The following is an 11836-nucleotide window of genomic DNA, read 5'->3' as shown; positions in this document are numbered from 1 at the left end:
CGATCGGCCACGCGATGAGCGTGCGTGGCGGTCCGGACCAGACGAACTGCCGCAGTTCGTCACCGCTGGCAGACTGACCTCCATGACGGTGATGGGTGACGACGGACTGGCCAGGCCGACCTGGGCGGCGACCGATCCGATGATGCGCGACTACTACGACACCGAGTGGGGCATGCCGATCCGCGAGGAGACCGCGCTCTTCGAGCGGATCAGCCTCGAGGCGTTCCAGTCGGGACTGTCGTGGGCCACGATCCTGCGCAAGCGGCCGAACTTTCGCGCCGCCTTCGACGGGTTCGACGCCGAGAAGGTCGCGGCGTACGACGACGCCGACCGCGAGCGCCTGATGGCCGATGTCGGCATCGTGCGCAACCGGCGCAAGGTCGACGCCACGATCACCAATGCCCGGGCCACGCTCGCGTTGCGCGACGAGGGTGGGCTGGTCGACTTCGTCTGGTCCTTCCAGCCGTCCGAGACCCCCGAGCCGACGACGTACGCCGACGTGCCCACCCAGTCGCCCGAGTCGCTGGCGCTCTCGAAGGCGTTGAAGAAGAAGGGGTTCGCCCACGTCGGGCCGACCACGATGTACGCACTGATGGAGGCGGTCGGCATCGTCGACACCCACCTGATGGCCAGCCATCGCCGCGGCTCGTCCGAGGTCTGGCCGCGCTGACTCGCGCGGGTCCCGGCGCCGATAGGGTTCGGACATGACTCGTGGTGCCCTTCTCGTCGCCGGCACCACCTCCGACGCCGGCAAGAGCATCGTGACCACCGGGCTGTGCCGCGCACTGATGCGACGGGGCCTGAAGGTGGCGCCGTTCAAGTCGCAGAACATGTCGAACAACTCCATGGTCTGCGGCGACGGCGCCGAGATCGGGCGGGCCCAGTGGATCCAGTCGTTGGCCGCCGGGGCCGAGCCCGAGGCGGCGATGAACCCGGTGCTGCTCAAGCCCGGGGGCGACCGGCGAAGCCATGTCGTGGTGATGGGCCAGCCTGCCGGTGAGATCTCCAGCCGCGACTTCGTGGACGGACGACGCCACCTCGCGCACGCGGCGTACGACGCCTTCGACGACCTGTCCGCGCGCTACGACGTGGTGATCGCCGAGGGCGCGGGCAGCCCGACCGAGATCAACCTGCGTGAGAGCGACTACGTCAACATGGGCCTGGCCCGGCACGCATCGATCCCGACCGTAGTCGTCGGCGACATCGACCGGGGTGGTGTGTTCGCCGCGATGTTCGGCACCGTCGCGCTGCTGGAGCCGGCCGACCAGGCGTTGATCGCCGGGTTCGTGGTCAACAAGTTCCGGGGCGACGCCACTCTCCTGACCCCCGGCCTCGACCAGCTCGAGGCGCTCACCGGTCGGCGCGTGTTCGGCGTACTGCCGTGGAATCCCCACCTCTGGTTGGACTCTGAGGACGCACTCGACCTCGAGGGACGTCGTACGCCGGACGGCGCTGCAGCCATGAAGGTGGCAGTGGTCAGGCTGCCCAGGGTCTCGAACTTCACCGACGTCGACGCACTCGGCATCGAGCCGGGCCTCGACGTGGTGTTCGTCAGCGACCCGCGGGCGATGGCCGACGCCGACCTCGTGGTGCTGCCCGGCACCCGCGCGACGATCTCCGACCTGGCCTGGCTGCGGTCGCGTGGGCTGGACCGCGCGATCCTCGACCACGCCGCGGCAGGAAAGCCGGTCCTCGGCATCTGTGGTGGCTTCCAGATGCTCGGTCGTCGGATCATCGACCCGACGGGGGTGGAGGGCGTGGCCGGCGCCGATGTCGAGGGCCTGGGCCTGCTCGACGTGGCCACGACGTTCGCCGAGGAGAAGGCGCTGCGGCTGCCGACCGGTGAGGCGCTGGGTGTGGAGACGACCGGCTACGAGATCCACCACGGCCGCATCACCCGGAGCTCCGGCGAGGAGTTCCTCGGTGGAGCGCGTGCGGGCGCAGTGTTCGGCACGATGTGGCACGGCAGCCTCGAGGGCGACGAGTTCCGGCGCGCCTTCCTCGCAGCCGCAGCGAGCGCCGCGGGGCGTGAGTGGCGCTCCTCCGACGTGAGCTTCCCCGAGCAGCGTGAGGCCCGGCTCGACCTGCTCGGCGCGCTCGTCGAGGAGCACCTCGACGTCGACGCCCTCCTCGAGCTGGTCGAGCGCGGTGCACCGGCCGACCTCGCGATCCTGCCCCCGGGAGCGTCGCGATGAACGTCCTGCTCCTCGGCGGCACCGGCGAGGCGCGTGAGCTCGCCCTCCTGCTCGAACAACGCGGCGCCACCTTCACCTCGTCGCTGGCCGGGCGGGTGGCGCGTCCGCGGCTGCCCGTCGGACCCGTGCGCATCGGTGGCTTCGGTGGCGTGGACGGACTGGTCGGCCACCTTCGTGACGAGCACGTGACTGCGGTCGTCGACGCCACGCATCCCTTCGCGGAGGGCATGACCCGCAACGCGATCGCGGCGTGCGCGGCGACCGGCGTGCCCCTGCTGCGTCTCGAGCGACCCGGCTGGGCCCAGGCGCCCGGCGCAGAGACGTGGCACTGGGTCGACGACCACGACGAAGCGGCCGCGTTGACCGCCACGCTGGGGGAGCGGCCCTTCCTCACCGTGGGCCGGCAGTCGCTCGCCCGCTTCGTGGAGCCGTTGGCCGAATCGTCAGCGTTGGTGCGGGTTGTGGACCCTCCCGACCTCGAACTGCCGGCCCCGTGGACCCTGCTGACGAGTCGTGGTCCCTATCGCCTCGACGGCGAGCTGGCCCTGATGCGCGAGCACGCCGCCGATGTCGTGGTCACCAAGGACTCCGGTGGCTCGTTCACCTGGCCCAAGATGGAGGCCGCGGCAGAGTTGGGCGTGCCGGTGGTCGTCGTACGCCGTGCCGCGTCGGCGTCCCACGTCGAGGTGGTCACCGACCCCGCTGCCGCCGACGCCTGGCTGGTTCGCCGCGGCGCCTAGTCGTCAGCGACCTCGTCGGGCCATCGCCAGGGCGGCCGCGACGACGACCGAACCCCGATCAACCCGGTCGGCGAGTCGGACCGCCCTGGCGATGTCTGTGGCCCCGGGAGCACCGCCGCTCCCGAGGGTGTGCCGGTCCTCGACCCGTGTGCCGTAGGTGTTCACACCACCGAGCCGTACGCCGAGCGCCCCGGCGAACGACGCCTCGACCGGCCCGGCGTTGGGGCTCGGGTGATGGCGGGCGTCCTTGCGCCAGGCGGCGAACGCGGCGCGCGGCGAGCCACCAACCGTGGGCGCGAGACCTGCTGCGAGCAGGGCGGACAGCCGCGCACCGGCGAGATTGAGCAGGTCGTCGAGGCGTGCGGAGGCCCAACCGAAGTTCTCGTAGCGCTCGTTGTGGTGGCCCACCATCGCGTCGAGCGTGTTGGCAGCGCGGTAGCCGACGAGACCGGGAACGCCGAACACCGCTCCGAGGACCAGTGGCGCGACCACGGCGTCGGAGGTGTTCTCGGCGACGGACTCGATGGTGGCCCGGGCAACCCCGGACTCGTCGAGACGCGAGGTGTCACGGCCGACCAGGTGGGTGAGCCGCTGCCGTGCCGCGGGCAGGTCCCCGTCGTGCAGTCGGGAGTGCACGGCCTCGGCCTCACGACCGAGTGACGTGCCGCCCAGGACGGCCCAGGTGGCGGTGGCGGTCAGCAGGGTCCGCACGACCGGACGGTCACGGGTGGAGCGTTCGGCCAGGGCACCGGTGAGCCCGACGCCGCCCACCAGGAGGGCGCTGTGGAGGGCACCGCGGGCCCGCGAGTCGGCGTACGTCAGCTTCTCGACGCGGGTCGCGAGCCGGCCGAAGCCGGCCACCGGGTGGAACCGTGCAGGGTCCCCGAGCGCGCGGTCGGCCGCGAACCCCAGGAGCAGTCCCAGGGCACGCGGCACGGAATGCTTCAACGGTGGCTCAGATCGACGCGGCGAGTTCGCGGCGTTCGGCCCGGGCCACGGCGACCGCGTCGAGGCGGCCGACCAGGCCGGTGAGCACGACGCCGATGACGCCCCAGATGGTGGCCAGGGTGAACAGCGACGACAGGCGGAAGTACCACAGCGTGTCGGCCGGGAAGTCGCCCAGCTCGTTGACCGTCGGCATCGCGACCGCGGCGAGTACGACGACCGCGAGGTAGGCGCCGGCGCCGATCACGACGCTGGCGTACACGCTGACCTGGGTGAGCAGGCGACGGGCCAGGAACGTGGCGGCCACGGCGGCCAGCACCGAGATGGCCAGGAAGATGAAGTAGTAGCCGGTGCGCTCGCCGATCGTGTCGCCCGACCCGACGGCCGGGGGAGCCGCGGGGTACTTGAAGAACGGCACCAGGGCGAAGGACGCGAAGCCGATCGCGGTGACCAGTGCCGTCGATGCGGCGGGACGCAGCCGGCCGACCCGGCCGATCGCGGCTGCGGAGATGAGCGCGATGAGCCCGCCCAGCGCCGTACCGACGATCAGGGTCCCGGTGAGCAGGCCCCAGGTGCGCTGGTTGCCTCGGGAGACCTCGGCCGCCTCGCCGTGGCTGTGCCCGGCCTCGTGGCTGTGTTCATGCGCTGTGCCGCCCGCCTCTGCGGCGTCGTGCTCGTGGGCCGCGCCTTCTTCGTGGCCGTGTTCCTCGGGCGCCTCGGCTTCGTCAGCCGTGCCTGCCTCTTCGAGGGCGATCGCCTTCTCGACGTGCGGTTCGCCGACCTGGTGGGCGACGAGGAAGCCGAAGATGCCGGCGATGAATCCGGCGATGAGCCCCCGGATCAGGATGTTGCGTGCAGTCATGGGTCGTTCCGATCAGAGAGGGGCGCGCACGTTGCGGTGCGGCGACCGGAGCAGCCTGCACGCAGGACGTTGCGCTGGACGTCCTGCGGAGCGGTCGCCGGAGCGACCGGCGTGCAGGACGTGGCGACGGAGGTCCTGCGGAGTGGTTGCCGGAGCAGCCTGCACGCAGGACGTTGCGCTGGACGTCCTGCGGAGTGGTTGCCGGAGCGACCGGCGTGCAGGACGTCAGGCGTGGATCAGTGGCAGGGGTAGCCGAGCAGGTGGCGACCGTCGTGGACCCACTCGTGGATCGCGGTGCCGGAGATCAGCGAAGTGGCGCCCTGGTCGGTGCTGATGAAGAAGAGCGCGAGCAGCGCGACGAGACCGTAGAAGAGCGCCCACGGGGCGATCTGGGCCAGCGGGATCGAGGGGAGCTCGATCGCGTCGGGGCCGGCCGTCGAGATGGCGGGGGTTGCCTGAGACATGTGTCCTCCTGAGGGATGGTGCGTCCCTGAACTAGTGGGGATTCCGCTGGGCCCTCGGGTCTGACTCCACCGCCGGAGCGATGTCACAGTAGCGCGACTGTGCCGGAGTTACACCGGCTTCCTCGAGCCCAACGTGCTTCACCCTAGAGCATCGAGGTCGCCACCGACACCGCCGGCCGGACATTGGACACGACCGGCGTCACCGAGCTCGATCCCCAGCACCGACAGGAGTTTGCGCGTGGGCTCGGGAGCGCGCACGGCGATGCGGATCCACGTCTCGTCCAGGCCCGGGAACGTGTCGGCCCGGCGGACGGCGAACCCGGCCGTGCGCAGCCGCGCCCGGAGGCCCGGGTCGACCCGGGCCAGCACGAACGGCCCGTCCGAGGCGAGATGGTCGACGCCGAGCTCGGCCAGCCCGTCGGTGAGGACCTTGCGGCGTACGACGACCTGCCGGGCACGTTCGGCCGCCTCCGATGCGGCGTCGTCACTGCAACAGGCCACCATCGCAGCGGCCGCCGTCGTCGAGACCGACCACGGCACCTGCTGGGCCCGCAGGTCGTCGACGACCGCGGCCTCCGCGAGCACGTAGCCCGCGCGCACCCCCGGGATCGACCACAGCTTGGTGAGGCTGCGTACGACGACCAGGCCCGGTGTCGTGGCGCCGGCGAGGGACTGGGTCTCACCCGGCACGGCGTCCATGAACGCCTCGTCGACCACGACCAGTCGCCCCGGTCGCAGCAGGGCACGGATGGTCGCCGCGGGGTGGAGTGCGCCGGTCGGGTTGGTCGGGTTGCCGATCACGACGAGGTCGGCGTCATCGGGCACCTGGGTGGGGTCCAGGCGGAATCCGTCGTCCGGGTCACAGGGCACGTGCGCGGGTCGGTGGCCGGCCATCGTCAGCGCGACGTCGGGCTCGGTGAACTGCGGGTGCACGACGACCGGATGCCGCCACGGGCGCATCCGGGCGATCAGTGAGAACGCCTCGGCCGCACCGGCGGTGGCCAGCACCTCGCCATCGCGTCGACCGTGTCGGCGGGCGATCGCGTGCTCGGCCTGAACCGCGGTGGGGTAGGCGCCGATCCCGTCGAGACTGGCGAGGAGCGCCTCGTGCAGCCAGGCCGGCCGCGGGCCGTCGTACACGTTGACCGCGAAGTCGACCAGGCCCTCCCCGGCCTCGGTGTCCCCGTGGTGCCGCAACGGATCCGCTGGTCGACCAGGGCGCTCGGCGACGGCTCCCGCTGGTTGAGGAAGGCGCTCTGCGCCTGTCTCGAAACCACAGGCCCCAAGGTTTCGAGACAGGCCTTGACGGCCCTCCTCAACCAGGGGGGCGCTGCCCTCCTCAACCAGCGGGCCAGGGGCCTCCGCATACGCACACGCCGCATCCGCGAAGCGCTGCGCCAGTTGAGGATGCCCGGCCCAGTGTGTGTGCAGGTACGACGCATGCACGGTGTCGGAGGCGAACCCGATCGGCTGGTCGTCGACGTGCCAGGCCGGGACGTCGGACGCGGCCGGCGTCACCGTCGTCCGGTGGAACTCGTGGCCGGTGACGACCTCGCCGGGGCGTCCCAACAACGTCGCGACGGGTGACTCCGCGCGGCGGTAGGACAGCGTGAGGCGCGGGGTCATCCGGGCGTCCGCGGGCAGCGCGCCGACCATGGCGGCGTGGTCGACGGTGCGGCAGAGGTAGAGCAGCCCGGCACACTCGGCGACCGTCGGCATGCCCGACGCAATGGCAGCGGAGAGTTCGCCCATCAAGGCCTCGTTGGCGCTCAAGCCGGCGGCGTGGACCTCGGGGAATCCGCCGCCCAGATAGAGGCCGGCCGTGCCCGCCGGCAGCGCGTCGTCGTGGAGTGGGTCGAAGGTGACCACGTCGCACCCGGCGGCGCGCAGCAGCTCCTCGGTCTCCGCGTAGCGGAACGTGAACGCACGCCCACCGGCCATCGCGATGACCGGTCGTCGATCGGGACGTCCTGCATCGTGGTCGTCGGGGCCACCGCCTCGCAGGACGTCCGGCGTTGCGTCCTGCACCGGGGTCGCCGGAGCCGCCGCTCTGCAGGACGTCTGCAGGGCGACAGTCGGGTCCCAGGGCTCGGCGTCGAGACGAGGCGCCAGATGGGCGAGGGCCAGGACGGCGTCGAGGTCGATCCGCTCGGTGATCCGGTCGGTCAATCGCTCCAGGGTCGCCGCTGCCTCGTCGCGCTCGTCGGCCGGCACCAGCCCGAGGTGTCGCGAGGGTGCGACGATGCCGTCGTCGCGGTGGAGCACGCCGAGCACCGGCAGGTCGATCGAGCGGCGTACCTCGTCGGCATGCCGCACCGACCCGGCCTTGTTGAGGATGACCCCGGCGATCTCGACCGACGAGTCGTAGGACGCCATGCCCTGCACGACGGCACCGATCGACCGTGACGCGTGGGAGATGTCGACGACGAGGACGATGGGGGAGCGGGTCACCGTGGCGAGGTGGGCGGTGGAGGCGAATCCGTCGCCGCCGATCTGGCCGTCGTACAACCCCATGACGCCCTCGATCACCGCGACGTCTGCACCCCGGGCGCCGTTGAGCAGCAGCGGCACCAGCAGCTCCTCGCCGACCAGGTGGGGGTCGAGGTTGCGGCCGGGACGCCCGGTGGCCAGCGAGTGGTAGCCCGGGTCGATGTAGTCAGGCCCGACCTTGTGGCCGCTGATCGACAGGCCGCGCCGCGAGAGCGCAGCCATCAGGCCGGTCGCGATCGTGGTCTTGCCGTGCCCCGAGGCGGGTGCAGCGATCACCAGCCGGGGCAGCGCTACCATTCGATGCCCCGCTGGCCCTTCTGGCCGCGGTCCATCTGGTGCTTGACCTTGGTCATCTCGGTGACCAGGTCGGCGGCCTCGACCAGCCTCGGGTTCGCGCGGCGGCCGGTGATCACGACGTACTGCCGACCCGGTCGGTTGACCAGCGTCTCGACGACGTCGTCGACATCGACCCAACCCCACTCCATCGGGTAGGTGAACTCGTCGAGCACGTAGAGGTCGTGGCGCTCCTCCGCGATGCGGCGCTTGACCTCCGCCCAGCCCTCGGCGGCGTCGCGGGCGTGGTCCTCGTCGGTGCCCTCCTTGCGGCTCCACGACCAGCCCGAGCCCATCTTGTGCCACTCGACCGGGCCGCCCTCGCCGGTCTCGGTGTGCAGCTCTCCGAGCCGTTCGAGCACGGTCTGCTCGCCGATGCGCCACTTGGCGGACTTCACGAACTGGAAGACGCCGACGTTCCACCCCTGGTTCCAGGAGCGGATGGCCAGCCCGAACGCGGCCGTCGACTTGCCCTTGCCGTCGCCGGTGTTGACCATCAGCAACGGCTGGTTGCGGCGCTGCGCCGTGGTCAGCCCGTCGTCGGGGACGTGTGCGGGGACTCCCTTGGCCATCAGGCCGCTCCTTCTGTCGTGCCGAGCGATCCGTGGACGGCGCCGGTCAGTGCACTGGCGCTGACCTCGCCGACGGGCACGTACTCGGCCATCAGGTCGGTGGCCAGCGCGTCGGCCAGGCCCATCCGGAACCGGCCGACCTCGCAGTCGATGACCAGCGACGCCGTGCCCTGGGCAGCGAGGTGCGTCGCCACCTGCCGCGAGCGTTGTACGGCGTCCGCCCCGGACGTGGCCCGTCCGTCGGTGACCACCACCAGCAGCGGACGGCGACGCGGGTCGCGGATGCGCTCGAGGCGCAGCACCTCGGCCGCCTTGAGCAGGCCCTCGGCGAGCGGCGTACGACCACCGGCGGGCAGCTGTTCGAGCCGGGCGGCGGCGATGTCGACCGAGTTCGTGGGCGGCAGGGCGAGCTGTGCGTCGTTCCCGCGGAAGGTGATCAGCCCGACCTTGTCGCGGCGCTGGTAGGCGTCGAGCAGCAGCGAGAGGATCGCGGTCTTGACCTGCTCCATGCGCTTCTTCGCAGCCATGGAGCCGGACGCGTCGACACAGAAGAGGATCAGGTTCGACTCGTGGCCCTCCTTGGTCGCCACGCGCAGGTCGCTGGCCCGGAAGGTCAGCGCGCCCCCGACCCGGCCGCGGATCACCTGATGGGGTGCGGCGGCCCGGATGGTCTCGGTCAGGTGGATCGAACCGCCCCGGCCGGTCGCCTTCGTCGCGCCGATCCGGCGGCCCGACGAGGTGACCGCGCGGCTGCGCCGCCCGGACTCGCCCGCTCCGGTGCCGGTGACCGTGAACAGCTTGGGGCGGTACGGCGCGTGCGTGCGGGCCACCTCCTCGGCAACCGGGACGTCCTGCGCGCCAGCCTCGTCGGTCGAGGAGGTGGCGCCCGCTTCCTCGTTGGTCGAGGAGGGCGCGCCTGCTTCCTCGTTGGTCGAGGAGGGCGCGCGGCCTCCTTCGTTGGTCGAGGAGGGCGCGCCAGCGCCCGTCTCGAGACCATCGTCGCCCGCGTTGTCGTCGCCCGGCCCACCGTCGCCAGTTCCACCGTCGCCAGTTCCACCGTCGCCAGTTCCACCGTCACCCGGCCCACCGTCGCCCGGACCGTCGTCATCAGGGCCGTCCGGCTCGGGCGGGAAGTCGTCGTCACCGAGCAGCTGGTCGAGCAGGTCCTCGTCGATCCCGGGTGCGTCGAACGGGTTGCGGCGTCGCCGGTGCGGCAACGACAACCGGGCCGCCGCACGGACGTCCTCGCGGGCGACCGACGTACGACCGTGCCAGGCGGCGTGCGCGACCGCGGCGCGGGCCGTGACGATGTCGGCGCGCATGCCGTCGACGTCGAACGCGGCGCAGATCTCGGCGATCTTGAGCAGGGCGGCGTCGCCGAGGGCAACCTGGTCGACCAGCTTCTGGGCGGCCAGGATCCGGTCGGTCAGTGCCCGCTCGGAGTCGGCGTACGCCGCGGCGAAGGCGGCAGGGTCGGTCTCGAACGCGATCCGGCGGCGGACCACCTCGACCCGCAGGGCCGGGTCGCGCGGTGCGGCGACCTCGACGGTCAGGCCGAAGCGGTCGAGCAGCTGCGGGCGCAGCTCGCCCTCTTCGGGATTCATCGTGCCGACCAGCACGAAGCGGGCGGCGTGCTCGACCGAGACGCCGTCACGCTCGACGGTCGAGCGGCCCATCGCGGCGGCGTCGAGCAGCAGGTCGACGAGGTGGTCGTGGAGCAGGTTGACCTCGTCGACGTAGAGGATGCCGCGATGCGCGCGGGCCAGCAGGCCGGGTTCGTACTCGGCGACGCCCGACGAGAGCGCCTTCTCGAGGTGCAGCGAGCCGAGCACGCGGTCCTCGGTGGCGCCGACCGGCAGCTCGACCAGGCGCACTGGTCGGGTCTCGGTGTCGACGTCCGCGGCGAACGGGCCGTCGGGGGAGAGGGGGTGGGCCTCGTGGGGATCGGTGGAGAACCGGTCGCCGGCGATCACCTCGATCGACGGCAGCACTGCGGCAAGTGCGCGCACCATCGTCGACTTCGCAGTGCCCTTCTCCCCGCGCACGAGGACTCCGCCGACGGACGGGGAGATCGTGGTGAGGACCAGGGCGAGGGCCATGTCGTCGGAACCGACGACCGCGCTGAAGGGATAGCGCTGGACAGGGTGGGGCTGTGGCATTGGGGGCTCCCGCTCTCATTCGCCAACGAACTGGTGGCGGCGCGAGGCCGGTCTTCGGACTTCTCGAGGTCACTCCGTCGGACGGAATGCCTGAGTCACCGCAGCGGGCCCTGTGCCGGATTCTCACCGGCTTCCCAGATTCTCCCCTCGACCTCCGTCGGATGACGGCGACCTTCGGGGCACCTCGTGCCTTCGGCGCCACGGTATCCGGTCGCGCCACCGGGTTGTCCACGTGGCCACCACCCGGGCAGGAAGGCCCGGTGTACGTCGTACGGTTGCGTGGTGAGCGCAAGCAATGCCGGCCATGCCCTGGAGCTGCGCGACGTCGCCTTCACCCGCGGCGGTCGCACCCTGCTCGACGACATCTCGCTGACCGTCCGCCGTGGTGAGCACTGGGCCCTGATCGGACCCAACGGTGCCGGCAAGACCACCCTGCTCAACATCCTCGGCGCGGTCACCTTCCCGAGCCGGGGCGAGGTGCACGTGCTCGGCCACAAGCTGGGCCGGGTCGACCTGCGCGAGCTGCGGCGCTCGATCGGTCACGTGAACCCGCGCCACCAGATCGGCACGAACCTCTCCGTGGAGCAGGTCGTGCTCACCGGCGAGACCGGCACCAACGAGATGGTGCCGCGCTGGACCCCGTCGTCCGAGACCCACGAGCGAGCACACCTGCTGATGAAGACCCTGGGCATCGACGCCGACGACCCGCACTGGCACACCATGTCGCAGGGGGAACGCGGTCGCGCACTGATCGCCCGGGCGCTGATGCCCGACCCGCCGTTGCTGCTGCTCGACGAGCCGAGCACCGGGCTCGACGTGGCCGCCCGCGAGCAGATGATCCACACCATCACCGACCTGCCGAACGTGATTCCGGGGCTCACGTCGGTGACGGTCACCCATCACTTCGAGGAGCTCCCGGCGTCGATCACCCACGCCGTCCTCCTGCGCGCGGGTCGCATCGTCGCGGCCGGTCCGGTGGAGCAGACGCTGACCTCCGACCTGGTCACGGAGACGTTCGACCACCCCATCGAGGTGGGGCGTCGCGGCGGACGCTGGTTCGCGATGGCTCGCTGACC

The 11836-nt window shown here is 71.6% G+C and carries 10 protein-coding genes and 2 riboswitches; of the genes, 4 read left to right on the top strand and 6 right to left on the bottom strand.

What is annotated here, in order from left to right; genetic code table 11:
* Window positions 1-82 precede the first annotated feature (82 nt).
* Genes ASD30_RS11390 through ASD30_RS11380 form a run of 3 tightly spaced genes read left to right on the top strand, consistent with a single transcriptional unit; the run spans window position 83 to window position 2935 of the window.
* Complete coding sequence (locus ASD30_RS11390) at window positions 83-670, top strand: DNA-3-methyladenine glycosylase I (RefSeq protein WP_056681442.1); 588 nt, start codon at window positions 83-85, stop codon at window positions 668-670.
* Window positions 671-704: 34 nt separating this feature from the next.
* Entirely contained in the window at window positions 705-2195 is a 1491-nt protein-coding gene (locus tag ASD30_RS11385; RefSeq protein WP_056681441.1) for a cobyric acid synthase, read from the top strand.
* The gene (locus tag ASD30_RS11380) at window positions 2192-2935 is read left to right on the top strand and encodes a cobalt-precorrin-6A reductase (protein ID WP_056681440.1); all 744 of its coding nucleotides are present in this window, start codon (window positions 2192-2194) and stop codon (window positions 2933-2935) included. Before ASD30_RS11385 ends, ASD30_RS11380 begins: the two co-directional genes overlap by 4 nt.
* A 3-nt stretch (window positions 2936-2938) precedes the next feature.
* On the opposite strand, the gene ASD30_RS11375 is transcribed toward ASD30_RS11380, so the two are convergent.
* The 6 genes from ASD30_RS11375 to ASD30_RS11350 form a co-directional block, all read right to left on the bottom strand.
* Window positions 2939-3871: a cobalamin biosynthesis protein gene (locus tag ASD30_RS11375; protein ID WP_200951142.1), complete on the bottom strand. Its 933-nt coding sequence runs from the start codon at window positions 3869-3871 to the stop codon at window positions 2939-2941.
* A 19-nt stretch (window positions 3872-3890) separates the two neighbouring features.
* Window positions 3891-4742, bottom strand: coding sequence for a CbtA family protein (locus ASD30_RS11370; RefSeq protein WP_056681438.1), 852 nt, complete (start codon window positions 4740-4742; stop codon window positions 3891-3893).
* A 236-nt stretch (window positions 4743-4978) separates the two neighbouring features.
* Window positions 4979-5206 carry a CbtB-domain containing protein gene (locus ASD30_RS11365; RefSeq protein WP_056681437.1) on the bottom strand — a complete coding sequence of 76 codons (228 nt, stop codon included), beginning with the start codon at window positions 5204-5206 and terminating at the stop codon, window positions 4979-4981.
* A gap of 44 nt (window positions 5207-5250) precedes the next feature.
* Window positions 5251-5340: riboswitch (adenosylcobalamin (AdoCbl) riboswitch) on the bottom strand.
* Between the two features lie 4 nt (window positions 5341-5344).
* Window positions 5345-7993, bottom strand: coding sequence for a cobyrinate a,c-diamide synthase (locus ASD30_RS11360; RefSeq protein WP_056681436.1), 2649 nt, complete (start codon window positions 7991-7993; stop codon window positions 5345-5347).
* Window positions 7987-8601 carry a cob(I)yrinic acid a,c-diamide adenosyltransferase gene (cobO, locus tag ASD30_RS11355; RefSeq protein WP_056681435.1) on the bottom strand — a complete coding sequence of 205 codons (615 nt, stop codon included), beginning with the start codon at window positions 8599-8601 and terminating at the stop codon, window positions 7987-7989. The genes ASD30_RS11360 and cobO overlap by 7 nt, the downstream gene beginning before the upstream one ends.
* The gene (locus ASD30_RS11350) at window positions 8601-10760 is read right to left on the bottom strand and encodes a VWA domain-containing protein (RefSeq protein WP_056681434.1); all 2160 of its coding nucleotides are present in this window, start codon (window positions 10758-10760) and stop codon (window positions 8601-8603) included. The genes cobO and ASD30_RS11350 overlap by 1 nt, the downstream gene beginning before the upstream one ends.
* Window positions 10761-10788: 28 nt before the next feature.
* Window positions 10789-10952, bottom strand: a riboswitch (cobalamin riboswitch).
* Between the two features lie 90 nt (window positions 10953-11042).
* Here ASD30_RS11350 and ASD30_RS11345 point away from each other — a divergent pair.
* Window positions 11043-11834, top strand: coding sequence for an ABC transporter ATP-binding protein (locus ASD30_RS11345; protein ID WP_082563945.1), 792 nt, complete (start codon window positions 11043-11045; stop codon window positions 11832-11834).
* Window positions 11835-11836 lie beyond the last annotated feature (2 nt).

The organism is Nocardioides sp. Root140 (assembly GCF_001426745.1).
Taxonomy (GTDB): domain Bacteria; phylum Actinomycetota; class Actinomycetes; order Propionibacteriales; family Nocardioidaceae; genus Nocardioides.
The sequence above is the reverse complement of the archived record's forward strand: the minus strand, read 5'-3'. Positions and strand labels throughout refer to the sequence as shown.